General features: G+C 46.5%; 18 protein-coding genes and 1 pseudogene. 7 read left to right on the top strand and 12 right to left on the bottom strand.

The features are described from left to right. Positions 1–2: 2 nt before the first annotated feature. The 3 genes from QUA71_RS22075 to QUA71_RS22065 form a co-directional block, all read right to left on the bottom strand. A complete protein-coding gene (locus tag QUA71_RS22075) occupies positions 3–2081 on the bottom strand; it encodes a dynamin family protein (RefSeq protein WP_333288296.1) in 2079 nt (692 codons plus the stop codon). Between the two features lie 33 nt (positions 2082–2114). Next, complete coding sequence (locus QUA71_RS22070) at positions 2115–2450, bottom strand: hypothetical protein (RefSeq protein ID WP_333288294.1); 336 nt, start codon at positions 2448–2450, stop codon at positions 2115–2117. 206 nt (positions 2451–2656) lie between these two features. Continuing rightward, entirely contained in the window at positions 2657–3178 is a 522-nt protein-coding gene (locus QUA71_RS22065) for a pentapeptide repeat-containing protein (protein WP_333288292.1), read from the bottom strand. Positions 3179–3406: 228 nt separating this feature from the next. On the opposite strand from QUA71_RS22065, the gene QUA71_RS22060 reads away from it, so the two are divergent. After that, positions 3407–4951 carry a SagB/ThcOx family dehydrogenase gene (locus QUA71_RS22060; protein WP_333288290.1) on the top strand — a complete coding sequence of 515 codons (1545 nt, stop codon included), beginning with the start codon at positions 3407–3409 and terminating at the stop codon, positions 4949–4951. Between the two features lie 227 nt (positions 4952–5178). On the opposite strand, the gene mnmE is transcribed toward QUA71_RS22060, so the two are convergent. Next, positions 5179–6564, bottom strand: a complete 1386-nt coding sequence (gene mnmE, locus QUA71_RS22055) for a tRNA uridine-5-carboxymethylaminomethyl(34) synthesis GTPase MnmE (protein ID WP_333288288.1) — start codon at positions 6562–6564, stop codon at positions 5179–5181. A 632-nt stretch (positions 6565–7196) separates the two neighbouring features. Between mnmE and QUA71_RS22050 the strand changes: the two genes are divergently transcribed. Further along, positions 7197–9395, top strand: a complete 2199-nt coding sequence (locus QUA71_RS22050; RefSeq protein WP_333288286.1) for a tetratricopeptide repeat protein — start codon at positions 7197–7199, stop codon at positions 9393–9395. 181 nt (positions 9396–9576) lie between these two features. Next, on the top strand, positions 9577–11763 hold the full coding sequence (locus tag QUA71_RS22045; protein ID WP_445243816.1) for a tetratricopeptide repeat protein: 2187 nt from the start codon (positions 9577–9579) through the stop codon (positions 11761–11763). Positions 11764–11850: 87 nt separating this feature from the next. Here the strand turns inward: QUA71_RS22045 and QUA71_RS22040 are convergent, their stop codons facing one another. From QUA71_RS22040 to QUA71_RS22025, 4 genes are all read right to left on the bottom strand, one after another. Beyond that, positions 11851–13278: a protein adenylyltransferase SelO family protein gene (locus QUA71_RS22040; RefSeq protein ID WP_333288282.1), complete on the bottom strand. Its 1428-nt coding sequence runs from the start codon at positions 13276–13278 to the stop codon at positions 11851–11853. A gap of 329 nt (positions 13279–13607) precedes the next feature. Next, a complete protein-coding gene (locus tag QUA71_RS22035; RefSeq protein WP_333288281.1) occupies positions 13608–16097 on the bottom strand; it encodes a GH116 family glycosyl hydrolase in 2490 nt (829 codons plus the stop codon). 190 nt (positions 16098–16287) lie between these two features. Next, positions 16288–16893, bottom strand: a complete 606-nt coding sequence (locus QUA71_RS22030; RefSeq protein WP_333288279.1) for a Uma2 family endonuclease — start codon at positions 16891–16893, stop codon at positions 16288–16290. 29 nt (positions 16894–16922) lie between these two features. Beyond that, the gene (locus tag QUA71_RS22025; RefSeq protein WP_333288277.1) at positions 16923–17480 is read right to left on the bottom strand and encodes a gamma carbonic anhydrase family protein; all 558 of its coding nucleotides are present in this window, start codon (positions 17478–17480) and stop codon (positions 16923–16925) included. A gap of 101 nt (positions 17481–17581) precedes the next feature. Between QUA71_RS22025 and QUA71_RS22020 the strand changes: the two genes are divergently transcribed. Both QUA71_RS22020 and QUA71_RS22015 read left to right on the top strand, forming a co-directional pair. Continuing rightward, positions 17582–18091: a TIGR02652 family protein gene (locus QUA71_RS22020; RefSeq protein WP_242717500.1), complete on the top strand. Its 510-nt coding sequence runs from the start codon at positions 17582–17584 to the stop codon at positions 18089–18091. A 215-nt stretch (positions 18092–18306) separates the two neighbouring features. After that, positions 18307–18744 (top strand): VOC family protein, encoded by a 438-nt coding sequence (locus QUA71_RS22015; RefSeq protein WP_333288274.1) that lies wholly within the window; start codon positions 18307–18309, stop codon positions 18742–18744. Positions 18745–19169: 425 nt separating this feature from the next. Here the strand turns inward: QUA71_RS22015 and ctpB are convergent, their stop codons facing one another. Continuing rightward, positions 19170–20489 (bottom strand): carboxyl-terminal processing protease CtpB, encoded by a 1320-nt coding sequence (gene ctpB / locus QUA71_RS22010; protein ID WP_333288272.1) that lies wholly within the window; start codon positions 20487–20489, stop codon positions 19170–19172. A 195-nt stretch (positions 20490–20684) separates the two neighbouring features. Here ctpB and QUA71_RS22005 point away from each other — a divergent pair, with 195 nt between their 5' ends. After that, positions 20685–21530: a hypothetical protein gene (locus QUA71_RS22005; protein ID WP_333288270.1), complete on the top strand. Its 846-nt coding sequence runs from the start codon at positions 20685–20687 to the stop codon at positions 21528–21530. Positions 21531–21612: 82 nt separating this feature from the next. Here QUA71_RS22005 and QUA71_RS22000 read toward each other — a convergent pair whose 3' ends face one another. Further along, positions 21613–22182, bottom strand: a complete 570-nt coding sequence (locus QUA71_RS22000) for a pseudouridine synthase (RefSeq protein ID WP_333176673.1) — start codon at positions 22180–22182, stop codon at positions 21613–21615. Between the two features lie 328 nt (positions 22183–22510). On the opposite strand from QUA71_RS22000, the gene wecB reads away from it, so the two are divergent. Beyond that, entirely contained in the window at positions 22511–23623 is a 1113-nt protein-coding gene (wecB, locus tag QUA71_RS21995) for a non-hydrolyzing UDP-N-acetylglucosamine 2-epimerase (protein ID WP_333288324.1), read from the top strand. 75 nt (positions 23624–23698) lie between these two features. Here the strand turns inward: wecB and QUA71_RS21990 are convergent, their stop codons facing one another. Together QUA71_RS21990 and QUA71_RS29355 are read right to left on the bottom strand one after the other, a co-directional pair. Then, positions 23699–24070 (bottom strand): hypothetical protein, encoded by a 372-nt coding sequence (locus QUA71_RS21990; RefSeq protein WP_333288269.1) that lies wholly within the window; start codon positions 24068–24070, stop codon positions 23699–23701. 367 nt (positions 24071–24437) lie between these two features. Further along, positions 24438–24845, bottom strand: a pseudogene (locus QUA71_RS29355) (TPM domain-containing protein); the annotation flags it as partial. Positions 24846–24892 lie beyond the last annotated feature (47 nt).

Below are 24892 nucleotides of genomic sequence, written 5' to 3'. Positions count from 1 at the left end.
TTTCATTTAGCGGATGCTAGGAAACCTTGATATACCGATTCAATACTCTGCGACTCGGCAGAAACATCAGCCTCCAACTTTTTCAACCGCTCAGATTCAGCCTGACAATTAATCTCGCGAGATTCCTTTTGTTCCAGCAAATTATCTAACTCAGCTTTCCGAGAATTAATATCCGCATTCATGCGATCGCCCACTTCCCGCCCGTAGACATCAAAACACTCTTTCACAGCATCGTGAATCGGCTGCCACTGCTCTTGAGCCACCTGCGGCAGATATTTCACCAGCTCTTTTTTCGCCGCTTTTACCAACTGTTTGCGAGCTCCGTCTGCTTGCAAAACCCCAACACCGATTCCCAATAAAGCCAAGGACAGCGGTCCCAAAACAACCCCCGTCAAACTAGCAAAAATCGTACTGACGCTCAACACAGTGATTAAATTAAGCAGGATATTTTTCCAATCAAAACCCGCTCCTGCCATTGCTACGCCCGCCAGATTTCCGGTCGTTAACGAGAACAATCCCATCGCCCATTTTGCCCAAGCGGGCGAGTTATCTTCGGTTGAGTTGCTGACTGCTGCTGGTATTTTTTGCCCAGTCAGTTTTTCTGTGATTTTTTCAGTCACTTTCGTGTAAGAGGCTCCGTAATTTGCCGCACTTTTCGATAGCTGTGAAAAGGCTGAATTCATCTCTTGTTCTGCTGTGAGAGTCCAAGCTGCTAATTTGTCGTTGATGTACTGCTCTAATGCTCGTTTGAGCGATGCTTCAAAGGCTTCTCGCTTGCCTTGGCTGAAGAAATCCAGAAAATTCAGATCCGGTTGATACCGCAAAAAATCTGTTTCAAAGGTATTTTCTAAGTTAAGAACGTAGGCGCGGAAAGAATCTGCGATCGCCCGCGATTTACTATCTCTAACGCCGATAATTTCTTGTTGAAATTCATCGCGAATTTGAGTCAGTTTTTTAAACTCTGGCTCAACCGAATTAATCTTTTCCTTCAACTCATTGACATCGCGATCGAGTAATGGTAGTCGGCGTCCAACAGCTTCGCGGACGCGAGCAGAAATTTGACGCGCCAAAGTCCTCGCCGGACGCAATTCCGAAATCGCCCTTTCCTGCGTCAAAAACGTATTGAGTGCCGCCATAAACTCCGGAAAACCAGTTCCCGTCAAATCCGCCTCCGGGTTTTTGAGCCGCAACCTGAGCGCTTTAAGTGAGGTAATTGCAAACACTCGCTCGTCGTAAATATCGTGTCCTTCTGTTAAACAATATTCACCTAAATTAGCTTGAAAAACCCGCCGCAGTTTCCCTTCTGCTTCTGCCAATTCTTCAGGATCGTCCGGGTCAATCAAACTTTCCCGCACCTGATCCCAAGCATTGATCAGAAAGAAAAGGCTCAATCCGCGATTTTTGATGTAATTTTCTAGATAGCGTCTTTCACCCATTGTGCAAGGCTGAGTTGCCCTGAGCACAAACAAAATAGCGTGACAGTTGTTGATGTAACCGAGAGATAATTCGTTGCGGGCTTCTGTATCGTTCAGTCCGGGACTGTCTACTATTTCTATGCCTTTTTCCAGCAAAGGTAAGGGATATTCTACTACGGCGCAGTCGATATCGGGAAATGCTGGTTTCTTTTCTTCTTCTAAACGTTTGGCCTCAGCGGGGTCAATTGTGTAGTTCTGTTTGAAACTTTTAAAATCGAGCTGTTTGGGGCTTTTGCCGTCATTGAAATAAACGGTAACATTTTTTTCGGAACCGTAGCGCAAAATCGTCAGCAAAGCTGTACAGGGATTTACATCGCTGGGCAGTAAGTTTTCGCCGATTAAGGCATTGAGAAAAGTGCTTTTTCCGCGTTTCATGTCGCCTAGCACTAGCAGGCGAAAGACTCCTTGGCGCAAGTTTTTACTGGCGACATCAATGTCAGCGTTGTCTGTTTCTAAACCTAGTTTTCCCGATGCTTCTCCTCCTGCTAATTCTGATTGGTTGATGGCTGTGGCGATGTTGCTGAGGCGATCGGCAATTTCTCGGCGGACGGCGGCTACTCGCTCTAAATCGTTGAGAAAGTTGCTAGTTTCTACTTTAAGGCTCATGGCTGTTTCCTGATAGTTTTCTGCTTGGGATTTTCAAATTCTGTTTTCTTCAACAAACATTTTGTAAGCAATGAAAGCAATCCCTCCAACCATCAGCGCAGTTGCCAGCCAAGATGCTATGCGAACTGCAACGACAACAGCAATGACAATGCCTGTAAATTGAGCGACGGCTAGGATTTTTCGGCGCCACTGTTTGAGTTTGCCGTTAACTTGGCTGTCTGGTTCTTCGTACTTGCTCGTTCGTAGATATTCGGGCACTGAGCGGTCGATTTCGGCTTCTAGTTCCCGCAGCCGACTTTCTTGTTCGCGCTTCCGCAGTTCTTGTTCTTGGTGCCGGAGTTCTCTTGCTTTTTTGTCGGGAGAATTCATAAATTTTACCCGGTTTGCAGGTGGCAAAATGTGTTATTTATTGTCAATGTTGCGGAGCGATAAGTTTTTTACAACTGTAACTCACATTTTCTGCCGTGTCGATAGATGTTAAGAAATGTTAAAGAGGGCGATTCCCTACGGGATAGCTACGCTTCACGACTCATTAAGCCGATCGCCCTACGCCCTAGACTAGCTGCTGCAAATCCTCAATATCCTTCGGGCCCGATAGTAGTGCGATCGCACTCAGCTTCCGACAAATCCACCAAGCGCGATCGAAATAAGTTGCAGCCCGCTAATTGAGCTTTGGTTAACTTTGCTTTCTCCAAATTAGCTCGGCTCAAATCCGCATATCTCAAATCCGCATTCCTCAAATCTGCATTGTACAAATCCGCACCTTGCAAATTCGCTTTCTGCAAATTGGCACCTTGTAAATTGGCGTGGCGCAAATTTGCTCTGGATAAATTTGCTCTGGATAAATTTGCTTCCGACAAGTTGGCATGATAAAGTTGAATGTCGCCCAACTCAGCATCTTGCAAATCCGTTTTATAAAGATTGGCTTCAGTCAAATTTCCGTAGGGCAAATAAGCTCGCCTCAGAACGCTACCAGAAAGATTTATTTCTGCCAAATCGGCTTGAAACAAGTTATCTTCACTTAAGTCAACGGCGTTAAAGTTTCGCTTGCCCTCAGCATACTGAGCGAGCAATTCCTCAGCGCTTAGCTTTTGCATTTTCATCCATTTATGAGGACAGCTATTGCAGCCAATCCATAACAGTAATTAATGGGTATTAATTTGTGTATTTATACTTAGGCATTGTTTTATGTTAAGCTTGTGTAACAACGATCTCATTTTTTCTAAGATTTTTTTTATATTTGTAAATTTCTGCCTTGCTCGACCAGTAAACGCTTAGTAATGTCAAGATCGATCGAGAAACCAAAGCGAATCCTCTACTGAAATATGCCAGAACTTCCTCTCTCCATAGCTCAGCACTACCACGAACGGACAAAATACGACCCTGAAACCATTGCTGCTAAAAGTAAACAGCTCGATTGGACAGAGCAACCTGTGCCTTTCAAAGAATATAAAATTGGAGCGTATTTTGACCTCAAGCCTTATCTAAAAGACCCCTCGGAGGATGCCGATGCCGATGCCGATCCCGATGCCGCTTGGTGGCATCGGTTATCTAGCTTGTTGCTGTGCAGCTACGGGTTGACGGCGAAAGTGCAGACGGTAGACGACAGCTACCTGTATTTGCGATCTGCACCGTCGGCGGGTGGACTCTACCCAGCAGAGGTTTATTTAATCTCCCGCGGCACTGCCCAGTTGCCGGCCGGACTCTACAACTATCAGTGCAGAACTCATTCACTTGTTCATTTTTGGGACAGTCAAGTTTGGCCATCATTGCAAGCCGCTTGTTTCCAGTCGCCAGCGCTAGAAAATACCCAATTGGCGATCGCCATTACCACTGTTTTTTTCCGTTCTTCTTGGCGTTACGAAGACCGAGCTTATCGGCGAATTTTTCTAGACACCGGCCATTTATTGAGCAATATCGAGTTAGCTTGCGCCGTCAACGATTACCGACCTCACCTGATTGGAGGATTCGCCGACGAAGCTGTCAATGAATTACTGTACATCGACTCGGAGCAAGAAGGAGCGATTTGTGTACTTGCTTTAGCCGACTTGCTAGATATTGACCAAAACTTGCCTAAATTTAAAACCGCTTTGCCAGGAAACACCACGACAGATTACCCGAAAATTTCCGAAGGTCAACTGTTAAAATACCTCCACAAAGCCACGCATTTAGACTCAGACCCTACCGGAGCAGACGGGTGGAAACTTGATGAAAGTGAAGGGGTACTAGAGGATAAATACAACTTTCCCTTTTGTACTAAAGTTTCGACGGTCACTCCTTCGATTCCTTGGGGAGTGAACCTGGAAACTTTAGAAAACACTATGCTCAAAAGGCGTTCTACCCGTGCTTATACAGGTGCTTCTTTGAGTTTGGGCGAACTGCTAGCTATGCTCGATTTTACTTACCAGCCCCAGCACTATATCGACCAAGGATTAGACGGTTCTCCAGACTATTTCGATCTAAGTTTGATCGAGACTTTTATTGCTGTTTCGGGAGTGAATGGGTTAGAAGAAGGCTGTTACTATTACGCTCCGAAAGCTCAAGAATTGCGGCAAATTCGGTTTAAAAATTTCCGCAGGGAGTTGCATTTTTTGTGCTTGGGGCAAGACTTGGGCAGAGATGCGGGGGCGCTGTTATTTCACACGGCGGATTTGAACAGGGCTGTAGCAAAATATGGCGATCGAGTTTACCGCTATTTGCACATGGACGCGGGTCATTTGGGCCAGCGGTTGAATTTAGCAGCTATGCAACTGCGTTTGGGTGTCAGCGGTATTGCGGGCTTTTTTGACGATCGCGTCAATGACGTTCTCGGTATTCCTGCGGGTGAGGCTGTGCTTTATATTACAAGTCTGGGAAGACCTCGATCGTAAGAATGACTTAGTTGTTATTTGTCAGTAGTATTGCTTCACTAAGCCCAGGCGCATCTAAATTTTACAGTCAAGTTTGATGAAATTAACATCTTACACCATTCTCAAGAACAGGCAAGATGCCTGTTCCACAAAGAGTGAAATTATTGTGGGGTGGGCGGGACGCCCGCCCTAAAAATACAACTTAAATTCGAGACAGCTTACCTATTTAATTTACTCTTTTCCTATGACTATTTGCCAATGCAAAACCTGCTAAATATTCTGTCGAGCACTGATTCTGTCACTTCTTCGCCCGTAACTTCCCCCAATGCTTGAATTGCCCCGCGCAAATCTATCGTCCAGAAATCTAAAGGCAATTTGTTGCTAATAGTATCCGTGCATTGTTCTAGAGAAATTTTAGCTTTGGTTAAGGCTGCTGCTTGTCGCTGGTTGATTGCTAAATCTGAGTTTGCTGCTTGCAAATTTCCCCCGCTGACGGCATCTAAAATTGCTGTTTCTAAGTCTTCTATGCCTCGATCGAGGGCTGCGGCTGCGGTAACTATACGGTGAGTTTCCGAGGAAAAAGGTAGTTCAGGGATGGTATTTACTAGGTCGATTTTGTTAATAATTATAATTAGCTGGCGGTGCTTTACTTGTTCGTAAATTTCCCAATCTTCCTCTGTCCATCCAGATTCCGCGTCAATTGTCAACAACACTAAATCGGCTTGTTTTGCTGCTGCGCGCGATCGCTCAACACCAATTTTTTCTACCTTGTCTTCGGTTTCTCGAATTCCCGCAGTATCGAGCACCTGCACCGGAATTCCGCCCACAACTAGCTGCGATTCTACCACATCCCGCGTCGTACCGGGCAAATCCGTGACGATCGCCCGATCGCTCTTACTCCACGCATTCAACAAACTCGATTTTCCCACATTCGGCCGCCCAACAATCGCTACTTTCAAACCAGTTCTCAACAATTCTCCACGATCTGCGGTTGCCAAAATTGTTGACAATTCCTCCAAAACATGATTTATTTCCAAAGAAGTTTTAGCTTCATCTAAAGGCGGCAAATCTTCCTCAAAATCAATTCTCGCCTCAATTTCTGCCAGCACGTCCAAACAAGTTGTTCTCAATTTGCGAATTGGCTGCGCTAATTTTCCTTGCAAACCAGCCAAAGCACTTTGTGCAGCAGCGGGCGATTTGGCTCCCACCAAATCTGCAACACTTTCAGCTTGAGTTAAATCCAGCCTCCCGTTCAAAAAAGCCCGCAGCGAAAACTCTCCCGGCTGCGCCAATCTCGCCCCATTTTCCAAACACAACTGCAAGACTTGCTGCACCGCCATAATGCCGCCGTGACAGTGAAATTCCACCACATCTTCGCGAGTAAAAGAACGCGGTGCTTTCATGATTAGCAGCAAAGCTTCATCGACTAATTCTTGAGTTTTGGGGCGGCGGATGTGGCCGTAAAGAATGCGGTGAGACTCCCACATTTGCCGTCCTGGGGCGCAAAACAGAGTTTCGGCAATTTTTAAGGCTGCGGAACCGGAAACTCGCACAATGCCGACGCTGCCTTGTTGGGGAACTATGGCAGTGGCGATCGCTGCGATCGTTCCTCCTTTTGTTAGTGATTCAGACATTTTTATTGTTCACACATTCAAAACTTTTCTCAATCTCCTGTTTTTGAGTATCAGGCAATTGCTTCTATGTCTTCGAGAGGAGAAATCTCGGGTTCCTCATTCAAAAAATTAAAATAGCCGCCAGGAAAGGGCAAGCTGCCCGAGTTTCCGGGTCGAAGGATAGGGGATATTTGGTAATATTTTTCCTAAGCTCCGTAATTGCTCGTCGGCTGCCAGAGGTAAGATAACTTGAATTAGGGATTCAACCAGTTGTACCTTCATTTGACTGACCTCCAGATTAATTGTTAAATTATACATATCTCATTGACAGAATAAACAATTTCAGCATTTTTTTTGTAAGATCTTAGAAGAGCGTCGCCGCCACGCTTGACTTGGATAGCCAATCCGATCGCCCGTTTGCTCAGTCAGCCGATTTTAGATTTTAGATTTTAGATTTTAGATTGACTCCACAGATGAATCGGGGAGCTTCTACTCGGGTCTAAAATTTTGGGTGAGTCACGACTCCTGTCGGAAAGCAAGTATCCGTTTTTGGGAGGGAGTCACGGCCAGCTCAAACTTAAATTACTCAGCCAATTTTTTGGCTATCCTAATTTCATGCGATAATGGAACATTAATAGGGTAGAGGGCAAAGCATGATTGGTCAACTTCTAGACAGACGTTACCGCATCATTAAAGTCACAGACTCAAGTGAGGTGGGAAAAACTTATCTAGCAGCAGATACTCACCGTCCCGGGTATCCGCAATGCACGGTTAGAGAAATGCGGCTACCCGGCACAAGTTCGCAAACCCCAGAATTAGTCAAAGTTATATTTCAAAGAAACGCAGAAATAATTGAAAAATTGGGAAAACACGACAAAATTCCCGAATTATTGGCGTATTTTGAGGAAAATCAAAGTTTATACTTAATTGAAGAATTTATTGCCGGATCACCTTTAAGTCAAGAACTAATACCCGGTCAACCGTGGGATGAAGACCAAGTAATTGGTCTGCTATCAGAAATATTAGAAATTTTGGTGTTCATACACGAGAAAGGTTTCATTCACCGCAGAATTCAACCAGACAGAGCGATCCGGCGCGAGTCAGACGGCAAATTTGTATTGGTAGACTTTAGCTTAGACAAAGAAATTAACCCGGAACTTGCTAACTGTCATTTGTTGTCGCAAACTTCCCCGAACTCTGTTAAACGGCATGAGGCAAAAAAACAGGATTTGGCGGCCCAGGAGTTATACGTGCCGATCGAGCAATTGAGCGGCAACCCCCGTTACAATAGCGACATCTACGCTCTAGGTACGATCGCTCAGCTTGCCGTGACGGGACTCTCACCCAACGAACTGAGTGCCTTAAAAAACAACAAAAGCCAAATTTCCTGGCGAAACCGGGCAACTTGTTCGGCAGCGCTAGCAGATATTATCGATCGAATGGTGCGCCCTGACTGCGAGGAACGCTATCAGGAGGCCGCCGAAGTTTTAGCAGACCTCAAACAAATCGCCGTAAAATTGGAGGTTGAGCCGCCGCCAGCCACAATCATCACGGACGCTAGGAGTCAACCGCGAAGACAAAGCCAAACCAAACTGCTGCTATTGGCTGCAACAGCGGCAGCTTTAATCTTGACGGCACTGATAATTTATTTGTGGCAGAGTCAAAGTCCGGGGAGGGCAAAAGAATTGTTAGCCCGCGGCGTTACCAAGGCGCAGCAAGGTGACACAACAGGGGCGATCGCCGATTATACTCAAGCCATCGCCCTGAATGCCGGCGATGCGGAAACTTACTACACGCGGGCAAATGCTCGCTACGACATGGGCGCAACCGAGCAAGCCATACAGGATTACACGCAAGCAATTAAAGTCAATCCTAGCCACACCAAAGCTCTCTACAATCGAGGTATGGCCCGCCTCGACATCGGGGACAAGCGGGGGGCCGTGGAAGATTTCACCCAAGTAGTGCGACTCAATCCCAGCGACGGTGAGGCATACTCTAAGCGGGGTTTAGCCTCCTACGATTTGGGCGACTACCCCCAGGCAATTGAAGACTACACTCAAGCAATTCGGCTGAGTCCCAACGATGCTACAGCTTACAGCAATCGGGGTTTAGCTCGATCGGCTGCAGGCGACAAAACGGGAGCAATGGCAGATTTTACTCAAGCGATTCAAATTAGCCCCAAACAAGCTGGCGTATACTACAGTCGCGGTCGAGCGAGGTTTAATCTGGCAGATTATCAAGGAGCGATGGAAGATTATACTAAGGCGATCGAATTGCAACCCGAGCTCGGTGATGCTTATACTAATCGCTGCAGCGCTTACTTAAATTTGGCAAGCTACGACAAAGCGATTGCAGATTGCACCCAAGCAATTGGCCTGGCTCCCAAAGATGAAGCAGCTTACAACAACCGCTGCATTGCTTATCTGAATTTAAAACAATTTCAAAAGGCCAGCGAAGATTGCAGTTTGACGATCGGACTCAACGCCAACAATCCCAAAGCCTACAGCAATCGAGGATTAGCTCGATCGGCTTCGGGAGACAAGCAGGGCGCTGTGGAAGATTTTACTCAAGCAATTCGACTCAATCCCAGCGATGCAGTAGCTTACAGCAATCGCGGTACTATTTACTCAGAACTAAAAAATTACCCTTTAGCGGTTGAAGATTTCGCTCACTCCCTGCGTCTCAACCCCAATAATGCTAGCGCTTTTTACAGCCGAGGCCTCGTCCGCCGCCAACTCAAAGACCGTGCTGGGGCGATCGAGGATTTTCAGAAAGCTGCAACCCTCTTTCTAGAACAAGGAAGAGCCGATGGTTTCCAAAATGCACAAGCACAAATAAACGATCCTAAATAAGCTATTAGTCGTTAGTCAGATGTTAAAAAAAGAAGAAAAAAGGAAGAAGGAAGAAGGAAGAAGGAAGAAGGAAGAAGGCCAGATTACCAACTCCCCGTTACCAACTCCCCGTTACCAACTCCCCGTTACCAATTCCCAATTACCACCTCCCCGTTACCAATTCCCTATTTCCGATATGAACATGGTTGGTCAACTTTTAGACAGGCGTTATCGCGTAGTGCAAATTCTCAGCTCGGGTGCTTTCGGACAAACTTATTTAGCTGTCGATACTCGCCGTCCTGGCCACCCTCAATGTGTAGTCAAACAACTGCGCCCTCCCAGCAATACTTCCACAGTTCTTAAAACAGCTTACCGCTTATTTAAACAAGAAGCAGAAATATTAGAAAAGCTGGGAAAACACGATCAAATTCCCTTTTTACTCGCTTATTTTGAAGAAGCAAATCAATTCTACCTCGTCGAAGAGTTTGTGCCCGGACACGCGCTAAATAGGGAAATTGTGGCCGGTCAACCTTGGCGGGAAGAACGAGTGCTAGATCTTTTGGAAGAAGTTTTACAAGTTCTCGCCTTCGTACACTCTCAGGGAGTGATTCACCGCGATGTTAATCCCTCCAACTTAATTCGCCGCAAACCAGACGGCAAATTAGTTTTAATTGACTTCGGTTCGGTTAAAGAAGTTGCCAATCACGTCAGCGAGTACGATACAGAATTTCCGCGCACCATTGCTACCGGAACTCCGGCTTATATGCCGATCGAACAATTTCAAGGCAACCCCCAATTTTGCAGCGACCTCTATGCAGTCGGCATGATGGCAGTGCAAGCTATCACGGGTTTGCCCGGTACGGATTTGCCAAAATTGCAAAATCCGAGTCCTTCTCACACGGGGGAAATTGTTTGGCGAAACCGAACTCAATGTTCTGTTGGACTAGCAAATATAATTGACAAAATGGTCTGCCACCAATTTGGCAAACGCTATCAATCTGCGGACGAAGTGTTGGCAGCTCTCAGCAAGTTGAGACACCGCCCAGAGCAGGGAAATATGGCTCAAAAGAAAAGTATTTCTCCCCTGTTAATGTCTTCTGATAGTTTTTCGTCACGGGGAAGTCGGTTTTGGTGGCTGATTTTGGCGGGATTCGGGGCGGTGATAGTTATGATATTTCTGTTTAGTTATGCGAGTCGGCCGAATCCGCTTAAAGCTAAGGAATATTACGAAGTGGGAGTAGAAAAGTCTCGCAATCAAGATGCGGATGCAGCTTTGCAGGCTTTTAATAAGTCAATTCAATTGAATCCTAAAAATGCTGAGAGTTTTTACCAGCGCGGTAATCTTAATTATGATTCAAAAAAGTATCAAGAAGCAATTGCAGATTATTCTCAGGCGATCGCACTCAATCCTAAATATGTTCAGGCTTATTTTAACCGCGGGCTAGCCCGTAAGGATTTTAACGACAAGCGCGGGGCAATTGAGGATTACACTCAGGTTTTGAATCTCCAGCCCAATGATGCTGATACATATTATGAAAGAGGAATTGCTTATTTAGAACTGCAAGATTACAAGGCGGCTATTCAGGATTTTAACGCAGTAATTCGGTTGCAGCCGAACCTTGTTAAAGCTTATCATTCGCGAGGGTTGGCTCGTGCTGGGAGCGCAGATTTGCAAGGAGCGATTGGAGATTATACTGAAGCGATTAAACTCGATGCTCAGAATGTTGATGCTTTCTACAGTCGGGGGAGAGCTCGCTTTCACTTAGGAGATTATCAGGGAGCTATGGCGGATTATTCTCAGGTAATTGCGATCGCTCCCAAGAGTGCAGATGCTTACGCTAATCGTTGCAGCACGCAGTTGAATTTGGGAGCGCATCAAGCGGCAATTGACGATTGCACTCAGGCTATTTTGCTGAGCGATGAGGATGGGGTTCCTTACAACAATCGCTGCATTGCTTATTTAAATTTGAAGGATTATCCCAAAGCAATTGCCGATTGCACTCAAGCGCTGAAAGTTAACCCGAGTGATCATAATGCTTTTAACAATCGTGCTTTAGCTCGCAGCGCAGGAGGTGACGCCCAGGGGGCGATCGCAGATTTTACAGCAGCAATCGGGTTCAATCCCAACAATGCTGAAGCTTACGCCAATCGGGCTAAGATTTATCAGGAATTAAATAATTACAATAGTGCGATCGCCGATTACGTCCAAGCTATTCGGATCAATCCGAATTATGCTGCTGCTTACTACGGTAGAGGCATGGTTCGCCGCTCCTTGGGAGACAAAGCAGGAGCGATTAGCGATTTAGAAAAAGCCGGCAAAATGTTTCTCGATCAAGGACTTACTGGTGGTTACAAAGATGCACAATTTGAGATTGAAAAGCTCAAGTAGTCATTAGTCAGTTGTCAGTGCTCAGTTGTTAGTTGCTAGTTGTGAGTCCACAGTCAACAGTCAACAATGCCCCATGCCCAATTCCCTTTAAGAGTTTTGAAGTCTCTTCACCAACTCATAAAACGGTTCCCAATTATCCTCAATAGCTATGGCCTCCCAAACAGCCTCAATCGTGGGTCTCAACAGGGATTGTTCGGGATTGTGCTTCCGCAACCTGTCCGCCATTTTATCCATATCATCCGCAGACAAACTTTGCAAAACGTGATAATAAAACTGTCGCCAAGGTGCTATCAAGTCGGCCGGTTCCGCCTCAGCAAAAATTAGACTAGCATCATCTCGCCAAGTGCGATCGAACTGTCTTCGCAGTTGAAAAAAGAAATCGTGATACTCAACTTGAGACTCCGCCAGCATTTTAATTGTCACCTTCAACAACTCATCTCCCTCAGCTTCGGGCAAATCCTCAAATCCCAATCTATTGAGCATCAACTGCCGATAAGCTGCATTATAATAATCGCCAAACTTTGCCAAAGCCGCATCCATATCAGCTTGAGGAATCGCCGCTGCTAGCGGTTCCTGGAGCTTCTCTAAATTATCCCTACAAATAAACGGTTGATTGCCGTAACAATAAAGACCCGAATAGTCAAAATAAGCTGCAGTAAATTGCGGCTTATAAGTTGGGATAAAAGCGAAAGGCCCGTAATCGAAACTTTCTCCAGTAATCGACATATTATCAGTATTTAGCACGGCGTGGCAAAATCCCGCTGCCATCCACTGAGCGACTAATTCGGCTACTCGCTGGACTAAATCTGCATAAAATAGCGCATACTTTTCCTGTGGCGAAAAACCAGCATTGCTTGCTTCTAAATGCAGTTCAGGATAGTAATATTCAATAACAAAATCTAAAAGTTTTTTAATTAAATCCGGGCGGCGGATATAGTGCAACCTTTCAAAAGTTCCAAACCGGATGTGAGAATGACTGAAACGCACCATTACAGACGATCGCGTCGGAGATGGTTCGTCGCCCCGCCACAAAGCCTCACCCGTTTCAACTAAACTAAAACAGCGAGATGTCCGCACTCCCAACCGGTGCAAAGCTTCGGCTGCTAAAACTTCGCGAACTCCCCCTTTGAGAGTGAGTCTACCGTCACCGCCCCGCGAGTAGGGAGTGCGGCCGGAACCTTTAGTGCCGAAGTCGTAAAGTCTGCCGTCAGTCCCGCGAACTTGACCGTATAAGAAGCCTCTACCGTCACCTAAATTGGGGTTATATGCGTTGAATTGATAGCCGTGATAGCGGAGTGCGAGAAAGGGGCGGACGCAGTGAAATTCGCCGAACGCTTCAATAAAATGTTGGTCGGTTACTTGTGCGGGGTCTAAACCCAATTTCGGCAATAATTCGTCGTTGCGGAAGCGGAGAATGTGTTGCGGAAAATCGGCCGCAGCGACTTCATCAAAATAGTCGCCACCGAGAGATTCAATGGCGGGTTCGTAGTTGAGGGAAAGTAAGGGATTTGACATTTTTCTATTATAGGGTGAAATTGGCTATCACTCCAAATTATATACGGGTAAGGTGCGGACTGCATTGGTGTCAACAATCGCCTCAAACCCTTTGTCTCTCTCGTTTATAGCCGAGTTCGTTCTCCCTCGCATCCCAGGGCTGTTTCATGCTCAAATGTTAGCTATGCTAAAGTTTGAGCATGAAACATTAATGTCTTCCTCGAACGCGAAAAAATTTTACGGTCAATTTTATTGATAGGTAAATTAACCGTTTTCCTTGCTGAAAATTGGGTTGAAGGATTAAACTTTTTAAAGTTTAGTGGAAGGCACCAGCTAATATACCTTTTTCCCTATTTAAAATTCGTCAACACCCCGTAAATTGCCCAAATCGCCATCGCCCGCAAATAGTGACTCGCCCGAAAAGTTCCCCCCGCCGTAATCGCTTCCGGCGTCCGAAACTGCAACCCATTTTCATAAATCTGCTTCACCACCGCATCCGTCAATTTAAACGCTTTATCCTCCATCCCCATCTGTACCAAAAAAGCCGCCAACCCAAAATTAATCCCTGTCCAAACTTCCAAAGGATGAGTCGCATTCGGATTTTCCGGCGAACCGTTCAGCATCACCCCATTCGCCGCACCGAACTCGCCCTCGTTGAACTTCAAAAAGCAAGAATCGTACACAGTTTCTAAAGCACTGGCTGCACATTCTGGCGGCACAATATCCGGCAATCCTAACAGTTTCGCGTAAAATTGACCGCACAGTTGGTCAGCCATCACCACTTCGGAATTACTCTCGCTGTCCAAACGGTAATATTGACCGTTCCACAGTTTTTCTTGATAGCTCGGTCTTGCTTGTAGCAGCCAACTGTGATATAATGCAATCTTTGCTTGAGGGTTAGGAATTATCTCCGGTGCTGCATCTTCCAAGATTTCGCCGATCGCGATCGCAGCCTCCAGCGCCGCCAACCACAAACCGCCGCAATACGCACTGATTCCCCGCATTTGCCAGTCATCAAACGTCTGATCGGGTGCTCCAGAATTCTCAGGGATTCCGTCCCCATCCTCATCAAAAGTTTTCAGATAAGCCAAAGCCTCAACAATTGCCGGCCAACACTCTTTCAAAAACTCGCAATCTGTGCCGCCAGTCAACAAAAAGTCACGATAAACCTGCAACACAAAATCGCAAGGCAAATCCTTCCACAAATTGCAATCTTGATAGCTAGTATAATTCGTTTTCTCCCAAGGATGTTCGTTAGGAGCACCCAAATCGTGGGGCGTCGCCCCGACAGCTTTTCTAATAGCCGAAGCTTGATTCCAGCCAATAATTCTCGGCGTATCGTCTCCGGCAGAAATTGCCCTAGCAAACGCTAAAACTACTGACTTTTCTAAATCCGGCCAAAGCATCAACAAAGCAAAAGAACCGTAAAGCCGCACATCCAAACTTTCGTACCAGCGGTAATCAATGCACTCCAAAACCGCAAATTGACCCTTCGGATCGCGTTCGTCAGCCGCACTCCAAAGAGTACCGCCGTCTGTCAGGGCGTACAACTCGTTAAACAGCGCCATTTTAAAACTATCTGACAAATCTGTCCGTTCTAAAATAGGTTTTTGCCAAGCTTCGATATTTTCGCGCCAAGTATCAGAATGCTTCATTGCAGTGCGAATAATCGGCCAAGCATTTTTGCCGTTGCGGCCGAAGAAATCCGTATAGCGGCGGTAGTACCAAACTCCCGATGCAAACTCAGTAACGGGCAAATCCCAAGCTATAATAAAGGGGATTTTGCGCGTTTTTCCCGGTCGAAGAGTAAAGCGAACTGCGATCGCACAAGCCAACTGTTCTCCGGCTGCTGCGGCTGTCTCGTCATTGTCATCTAATAAGAAACCTTCAGCAGAAAAGTTGCGCCAAATATCCTCGCCATTGCCCGCCGGGTTCCAGCGAGTTTGATAGAATACTTCTACCGCCGGATTAGTAATAGTTGCGATCGCCCATTGTCCATCCCCCTCTTGCGGTTCGTCCTCAGCAGTCAACCGCGTCATCACGCAACCGATTCGGTGAAAATCTTCCACCAACAAATTCAAATTTCCGGCACTTTCTCCCCACCTGGGTTGATAGTCATAAAATGGACTACCATCATCTCGCACCTTCACTTCCGGCGACTTATTGGCATTAGTAAACCAACCGACAATATTCTCCCAACTCAGCATGATGCTGAGAGTGATCGGCGCATCTGTAGGATTGTGCGCCACCCATTCAAACATGGCAACAGGGTAACTGCTTTCCTGATAATTGTTCGGCAAAATTGGCGAAAATTGCTCGCAGCTTAATTTAGCCTCAAACACATTTTCATAAACAAACCAACTGCGGGGATACAAAGCATGATAAGTGCCAGAATTAGACTTTACCCCTCTCCCTTCATCCTGGTGTATTCTATCCGTTACATCCGTTACAAAATCCGCTGCCGAACTTCCTTCTTCCTTCTTCCTTCTTCCTTCTTTTGGATACCATTTCCAACTAGATAAACTACCATCGCTAGGCGGTTCAGTGGACAGTGCAAAAGCTTGTTTCTTGCCTTGAGTTTCTTCAAAAATGCTGAACTGACAAGCGGGCAAACTGCGAAAAATGTGTTCGCCGCCGTCAATGTGCCAGAGGTTGAAGTCGCCGCGGGGCGATCGCCCGATGCAGCCGGCACCGAACCCGCCCAGAGGCATTCCGTGCCAGGGTCCGTCGTCGAGATTGCTTGCGTAGCGGACTGTATAGGGATTCTCCCAACCGAGGCCGATGGGACGTTTCCAGGTGTGTGGGGGGATGTTTGGATTGGATGTGCGATCGTTATTCATGTGATTAATCTTAGCGCTAGATCGAGACTTGACAATTTTTTTTATTTAAGTTTAAACTTTTATCGCGCTAACGAATCCCGATATTTCCGACTATTGTTGACTGTTGATTGTTGAGTTAAAGCAATTGGGTTGAGCGTTCCCGGATTCATCAATTCTCCAATCTAAAATCTAAAATCGGTTCCGCGATCGCCTAACGGGGAAGAATATCATCTAAGCGAAGTTGCAAGCTTTTTAACAGAGGAGAAATAATCGGTTGACCGAGGCGAAATTGCTGCTGGGTGTAATCTTGGTCAATCAGTTGGCAAACGGTGATAGTAGGTTGTTTTGGTTTACCGATAAAAGCCACGCCCCCCAATCCGCGATAATCAACTATCCAATATTCGGGAATTCCTAAAATAGCATATTCTTCAACTTTTCGGGCGTAATCAGTTTCCCAATTAGTGCTGACTACTTCTACCACCAATTTAACAGATCGCCCCAGCGTAATCACAGGTTCTCTTTCCCAAAGAGGTTCGCTGACAATAGCAGTTTCATCTAATACGACAATATCAGGACGGCGGGCAGTAGCTGCATCTGAAAATGGACGGATCAAACAAGTGCGGGGAAGGAACCAGGGTAGTTTTTCGGCTGCGATGGCGATGCCAATTTGAGTTGCTAGTTTACCGCTGACGGTTTCGTGCGGGCCTGTTGGTTCCAGGTCAACTAATTCTCCGTCAGCGAGCTCGTAGCGGAAGTTGTCACAATATCGATCGAGGAATGTTTCAAAAGTTAGGATTTTTGGCGCGGTGTAAGCCATTGGAAACTAATAGTTTTTTGCTTAAAATCTTATTCTATCAACTCACCAAATCCCAAATCAGAACCTTTCCCCGCGTGAACCAAAGCCAACTTTTCGTAACGCTTAGCGTGTTCCACCAACTCCGCAGCTTCTTCCTCAGAGACATCTCGGAGGCGTTTGGCAGGCACTCCCGCAACTAGCGTGTGAGGCGGAACGTCCTTGGTGACAACAGCCCCTGCACCGACGATTGAGCCTGTTCCTACCCTGACTCCATCGAGGACGATCGCCCCAATCCCGATCAGGCAGCCCCGTTCAATGTAAGCTGAGTGAATCACCGCTCGGTGTCCGACTGTCACGAAATCTTCCAAAACAGTCGGTTTCCCTGGATCTCCGTGCAGAATTGCTCCATCTTGGATATTGGTACTTGAGCCGATCGCAATTCGCTCTACATCCGCCCGCACCACCGCCCCGTACCAGATACTAGCACCCGCAGCAACCTCTACCCTGCCGATCACAACCGCGCCTTCAGCGACAAAAGCCGCTTGGGATAGATCGGGCCTGGGCCAATAGGAAGGAAGTGCAGACAGAGATTCGTTGAGATTGCTCATTTGCGATCCTTATACTTCTAGCAGATTAGCTGGTTGTTCATACGGGATATAATAAAAGTATTTGGCACTTTTGCAGAGAAAATATGCTGGGACGCAAATAAATGATTGAAGTTGCCTTGCAATACCCTATGTTTGGCCCGGAAATTCAGTGTCCCCACTGTCGCCAAACAATTCCGGCTTTAACGCTAACGGATACCTATTTGTGTCCGCGTCACGGGGCATTTGAGGCAGATCCAAAAACGGGGGAACTGGTTCACCTTCAGTCTGGGCGGCACTGGCGCCGCTGGGAGAATGAATGGTATCGCCAGCACACGCACCCGGACGGAATTCGGTTTGAAATTCACGAAGCGCTCGATCGACTTTATACTCAAGGCTACCGAGCAACTCGCGTGATCGTTGCTCAACGCTATCGCGACTTAATCAGCGCTTATTTGGAACGCAGCACGCCTTGGCGCGGCCAAGCGGAATCGCCCCGGCCAAGACTGTACGGTTTGCCTGTGGATTTTAGCCCTGAGCCCCAAGAAGACCCTTGCTGGGAAGTGATTAATTTTGATTTGGAAAAAGAGCCGGGAGTTCCGATTAGATATCCTTATTTTCGGTTGTTTGAATAAGTGAAGGAAGAGGGAAGAAGGAAGAAGGAAGAGGGAAGAAGAAAGAGGGAAGAAGGAAGAAGGAAGAAAAAACAAAGCTCTATTACTTTTGGGCAACAGATGCGATGTTTTTAATTCCGAGTTCCGAGTATACCCTCTCAAATATAAAATCTCAAATCGCAATTCCTACTTCCCAGTCTAAAATCTAAAATCTAAAATCTAAAATCTAAAATCGAATGCACCACGCCTCGATTCGCACTGCTAACATACACCGGGCGATCGCCTTTTACGAACAGTTGGGATTTACTGTGAGCGATCGCTTTACCACAGGTTACACCCTAGCCTGTTGGATGGAAGGTCTCAACGGACGCATCGAACTCATTCAAATCCCGGAACCAAAACCCGCACCGGATGCTTTCGGAGACGAGCATTATGTTGGATATTATCATTTATCTTTCGATTTAACTGAAGCCACAACTGACTTACCTAGTTGGTTGGAGTCTCTGAAAGAGCGGTTTGAGGAAGCTGCTAAAGACCAACCAAACCAGTTTCAAGCTTTAAAAGTTTTGTTAGAACCGACTCAACAGGCGATCGGGCAAAATGTTTACGAAGTAGCTTTTATTGCCGATACTGATGGTTTGGCTTTAGAATTTATCCGGCGGATGAATAGCTAATTAAGTCAGAGTTGAAACACTTCAGAAATCCCATCAGCGTGCATCTGTGTTCATCTGCTGATATCTGCGGTTAAAAAATCCCAATCCCACTAATCTGCTTTAATTCGGATATCAATTAACCCATAACTTCAGTAGAAGGAATAATTGGCGTTGCTGATTTACGGTATGAAAGGCTAAATATGCCCGTTATAGAAACCAGTATTCACAAAGCTTTTGGATTTTCAACTTATTTTTCGTACCCTGATTAAGCAACACCGAATCATGAAGAAGGAAGAATGGTCATATAGCAAGCTTTTTAGCCATCTGCACCTTTCGTTTAATTAGGTAGATTTACTTAATAACCAATAACTCATCAATAAAAATAAAACCCGCACCCGCGGGTTTCATCTTCAGGCTTATTGTTAATAAATTACGGTTTCAACTATTTACTTTTTAGGAACAAGAACCTCATTAGCAGCAACGGGACGGGTCGAGGAAGCGGTAGTTTTCAAAAGTGCGATCGCCTGCGCGTAGCAAGGATCGTCCTTAGTCGCAACTAACGTCGGTTTGTTAGCTAATTTCAGCTTTTGTTCGTCGGTGACTTCTACCTTAACATCGGGAGTAACCCCCTTTTGGCTGATATCGGTACCGCTGGGAGTATAGTAGTGGGCGATCGTCACCGCCAATCCCGAACCGTCAGCCAAAGAATGCACCGACTGCACCAAAGCTTTGCCAAAAGTTTGGCCGCCCATCACAGTTGCGCGCTTGTTGTCCTTCAGAGCACCGGCCAAAATCTCGCTGGCGCTGGCTGAATTGTCGTCCACCAGCACCACCAAAGGCTTATCAGTGATTGCAGTGCGGTTTGCGCGCATTTCCTGAGAATCGCCCGCGCGATCGACTGTGCGGACGATCGCCCCTGTATCCATCCACATCCGAGCGATATCAATGCTCACTCGCAGCAAACCGCCGGGATTGCCCCGCAAATCCAACACAAAAGCGTCAGCTTTCTGATCCGAGAGCTTTTTAATCGCCGCCTGCATTTGTTCGCCCGCATGAGAGCTAAACTCTTGCAAACGGATGTAACCCACCTTCTGACCGCCTTCATCCTTGAGGCTGTAGCGAACCGCTGCTACCTCAATTCTCGCCCTAGTCAAAGTGATGTCAAATTCGCCTTTACCCTCACGAGCAATCCGCAGCGTGACTTTCGTGCCTTCGTCGCCCCGAATTACCTGAGCTGCATCCGAGACAGTCATGCCTTTGGTAGTTTTGCCGTCTATCACCAAAATCCTATCGCCCGCTTGAATCCCCGCCTTCAGGGCGGGGGAATTTTCCATCGGCTCGACTACGGTAATCGCTTTCGTTTTCTCGTCTTCTTCGAGCCTCATCCCCACCCCTGTCAGTTCCCCAGAGGTTTGATTCGTCAGCGCTTCGTACTGCTTCGGGTCCATGAAGCGCGTGTACTGGTCGTTTAATTTCTCTAGGGCTTTGCGGAGAGCGGTGTAGGCAGCTTCGCGAGAAGTATAGTTTTTGCTCAACAGTTCTTGGCGGGTCAATTGCCAGTCAGTCTTGTTAAAGCTGCCATCAACATACTCTCGGTTGACAATTTGCCAAGCTTCGTCTAAGACAGCTTTGGGGCTATCTTGAAGCTCAGCGCGGACTGATTGGCTCAGGCCGGGAACGAGTAAAGATATCGAAGCGGTTGTTGCCATCGCCCCAGTGAACAGGGCTGCCTGTAATTTAGAAAAGCGTCTGCGGGCTTGATTCATTGAATTTGGCTCAATTCGATTTTAGATTTTTGATTTGAGATTTTATATTGCTAAAAAATCTCACACTACTACTTAAACTATTGTGTGGAGGCTCCACCATCCCTGTGGACAGTTTAACGAGATTTATTGTCGATCGCCAACCAATTATTACTCTCTTTCAATAAACTTAATTTAAAACTTGGATTTAAAAGTGCCGTGGAAGCTAAAATCGAACAATTTTCGCGTAAGTGGTTGAGCCTGCTCGTTAATGGAGCTATCGGTCTAGCAGCGCTGGCGGGGGTCGTTACCATGCAGTCGAGCGGGCAGTTGGGCGGAATGTCCCCAGTTCGCGTTCAGGGGCAAAAGCCACTCTCTCCAATGTCTGCTGCCAGTTTCAAGCAAGCCGCACAGCAAGAAGCGCAGCAAGAAGCCCTGCGGCTGAAAATGCTCAAAACTATCCCTAGTTTTGGGTTTGACAATTTAATTGCAGATTGGACATTTCTCAAATTTTTGCAGTATTTTGGCGACGACGAAGCGCGAGAGGTGACGGGCTACAATCTGAGCCAAGATTATTTTGACATAGTTACGCAGCGCGACCCGCGGTGGGCTGACATCTACCTGTTTCTTTCCACAGCTATTTCTTTTTATCAGGGAAAGCCTGAAACTGCTGTTAATTTGATAGAGCGCGGTACTAGGGCCCTTGCCCTTTCGCCGCAAATTCATTCCCAATCGTGGATAGTGTGGCGAACTAAAGGTCTTGATGAGTTGCTGCTGTTGGGGGATATTCCCGACTCAATTCGCTCCCACGAAATGGCCGCTGATTGGGTGGAAGGAACCCCGGAAGGAGCTTCATTGGCGCCGAGGTTTCGAGCAACTGCTGAGTATTTGCGCAGAGATCCCGATAGCGTGCCGGTGCTGTTTAATGCTTGGAGCACAGTTTATGCTCAAACAACTGATAAGTTGGTGCGTCAAAGGGCGAAACAAGCTCTTGTCAAGTTGGGAGCTCAGGTGCAAAAAGATAAGGATGGAAACGAGAGTTTTATTTTGCCGCCTCGAAAGTAGTTAACTGTTGATTGTTGACGGTTAACTGTTGACGGTTGACTGTTGACTGTTGACTGTAATTCTCCAATCTAAAATCTAAAATCTAAAATCTAAAATCAGCTTGAGTTAGTTCCCGCCATTCACCGGGTTTGAGACCTTCCAGACGCAAAGGCCCGATCGCACACCTGACTAGCCGCAGCGTCGGAAACCCTACTGCTGCGGTCATCCGGCGCACTTGGCGGTTGCGGCCTTCTGTGAGAGTCATTTCCAGCCAAGCTGTGGGCACGTTTTTGCGAAATCTAATCGGCGGTTCCCGGGGAGGCAAAGGGGGTTCTTCTAACAATAATTGCACTTTTGCCGATCGAGTCCGATAATCTTGAATTGTGACACCTGTCTGCAAAGCTGAGATCGCACTTGCATCGGGAATTCGTTCAACTTGCACCCAGTAAGTGCGGGGATGAGCGAATTTCGGGTCACTGAGGCGGTGTTGCATTTGTCCGTCATCGGTTAACAGTAACAAACCTTCACTATCGCGATCGAGCCTTCCTACGGCATAAATGTTGGGAATAGGAATATAGTCTTTGAGAGTGCTGCGTTTAGTTTCGCTGGAGTTGTCAGTGAATTGAGTTAAAACGTCGTAGGGTTTATAAAATAGAATGTAACGATAGGGCATGAGCAATTAACAATTAAAAATGTACGGGCTGGTTTTAATATTAAGTAAGTTGGTATAAACTCATATTTTGCACCATTCTCAATAATTATTTCTGGGCGGGCTAGGAGACAACCCCTATTCCCCACAAGAAAATTCATGTGTTGTGGAACCGACCCGAAAGCCTGTTAAGCGAGAATGGTGCAAGATGTCAGTATAAACTAACTTCCTGCACTAATGTCAATAATCCTGTAAGGGGCGGGTTCCACCAACAAGAATTGCCTAAAACCGACAATCTGGAAAACCTTCCCTACCCAACGGCAATATGAATAAACTTACACCTAATTTTACCATGCCCGAAGCTACTCACCGCGTTTGCATCGTCTTAGGAACTCGCCCAGAAGCGATTAAACTAGCGCCAGTAATTCAACTCTTCAAAAGTTCGCCAACCTTTGACACCCAAGTAATTTTAACCGGCCAGCACCGAGAAATGGTCGAGCAAGTGATGCGAATGTTCGATCTAAAAGCCGATCGGGATTTAGCAATTATGCAGCACCAGCAAACTTTGACAGATATTACATCCCGGAGTTTGCAGGGTTTGGAAGCCTTGTTTAAAGAATTGCAGCCCGAAATCGTCTTAGTTCAGGGCGATACAACGACAGCGTTTGCCGCAACGTTGGCTGCATTTTACCAGAAAATACCCGTAGGTCACGTAGAAGCCGGATTGCGGACAGACGACGTGTTCAATCCTTACCCCGAAGAGGCTAACCGACGGTTGATTTCTCAGCTCACACGGCTGCATTTTGCCCCGACAGAGCTGGCCCAAGAGAATTTAGGGCGATCGGGCGTTTTGGGAGAAATTCACCGTACAGGCAACACAGTAATCGATGCTTTGCTTTCTGTCGCCAAACGCGAACCAGAATGCAACATTCCTAACTTAGATTGGAGCAAATATCGCACTATCTTAGCAACAGTTCACCGCCGCGAAAATTGGGGCGAACCCTTACAAGGAATTGCGCGGGCATTTCTCCAAATCTTAGATAAATTTCCCGATACAGCCTTGCTCTTACCTCTACACCGAAATCCCACAGTCAGAGAACCTTTGCAAGCTCTTTTGGGCGACCACCCACGAGTATTTTTAACTGAACCTTTAGATTATGCAGAATTAGTAGGAGCCATTCAGAGATGTCATTTAATTCTCACAGATTCCGGCGGCTTGCAAGAGGAAGCACCTAGTTTGGGCAAACCTGTTTTGGTATTGCGAGAAACCACAGAAAGACCCGAGGCAATTTCCGCAGGTACTGCTAAACTTGTGGGTACTAATTCTGATACAATTTTCACAGCAGCGGCAGAATTGCTCAGCAATTCCGAACCATACAACGCCATGGCAATGGCAATTAATCCCTTTGGTGACGGTTTGGCATCCTCGCGGATTTTGAAAATTGTTGAAGAGTATTTTAGTTAGCTACCCCCTGGCGAGTGGGGCGGTTGAAACCGCAACTCCACAAACGAAGTCCCCGCAGAGGGGGACTAATTCCTGTTAAAAAAACTCGCTTTCTGCCTCCATCCCCGAATTACCAATCCCCACCGCCACCCCCACTAATGCAGTAGTCGCTACTGCTACTGCTGTAGTCGCTACTGCTACTACTGCTAATGCTGTAGTCGCTACTGCTACTCGTGCTGTTACTGCTGTAGTCGCAGCCACCGCAATAATCGGTGTTGTTACTTGTGTAGTCGCCACCCGCACCGGCACCGCTGGAGTCGCCACCACCAAAGCTACCCCCGCAGTCGCTACTGCTAATGCTGTAATCGCCACCCGCACCGCCACCGCAATCATCACTGCTACTGTTACTGCTGTAGTCGCTACTGATACTGTAATCGATGCTGTTAATGCTGTAGTCGCCAGCCCCACCGCAATAGTTGTGACTGTTACTGCTGTAATTCGGACGGTTAGTGCTGTAATTGCAATTGTTACTGCTGTAATTGCGCCGATAACGGCGGTGGGAGGGGGAAGGAGATTTCCCAGAAAATAAGCTGCGAAATATCCTGAAGATAATGAAGCAAGGTATAAATGCTATGAATGCTATGAATAACAACCCAAGTAAGCCATAGATTAGATTCGATGAATCTTCACCTGTGGATGTACTATTACTAATAACTGGCGATTGACTAGGTATTGGTGACGGTTTCACCCCTTGAGATGGTACGATTGGAGCCACAGGAAGTGTGGTTGGAGATTGAGCATTTAGCGTCGGAGTTTGTAAAACATTTACTAACGCCTTTGTCCCGGCTAATGTGCCCCCGTCAAAGTCCTGCTGTTTAAATCTGGGCGTAATTCCGGTTTCAATAATGCATACTGCTCTAGCATCCGGCACAATGCTTTGAATGCTCGAATTTATTTCAATTTTAACGCGTCGTTCACCCGACGAAATCAATAATAACACTCCGTTATTTTTACCTTTTTTGCCAATCCCCCAAAAGTTAAATAATTCTGTAGCAAATGCTTTTGGGGTCGCCGATGGCTTAGTATCATGCACTGTCACAACAGCGATTTCTGAGCCGTTTTTTGCCTCTAAATCCGAAATCATTTGATTTAGCTGAGTTTCGATCCTGTCGCTGAGAATGTTTGCATTGTCCGTTACCCAAGTGTTATTTACCTGACGGGGTGACAACCCAGTCAAAAGCATTGCCAGTAGCGGATTGAGACAACTTAAGGTAAAAAAAGATGGGGTCA

It is taken from the genome of Microcoleus sp. MON1_C5 (genome assembly GCF_036701875.1).
Classification (GTDB): Bacteria; Cyanobacteriota; Cyanobacteriia; order Cyanobacteriales; family Microcoleaceae; genus Microcoleus.
Note: the sequence above shows the minus strand (reverse complement) of the source record. Positions and strands in the feature narration are given on the sequence as shown.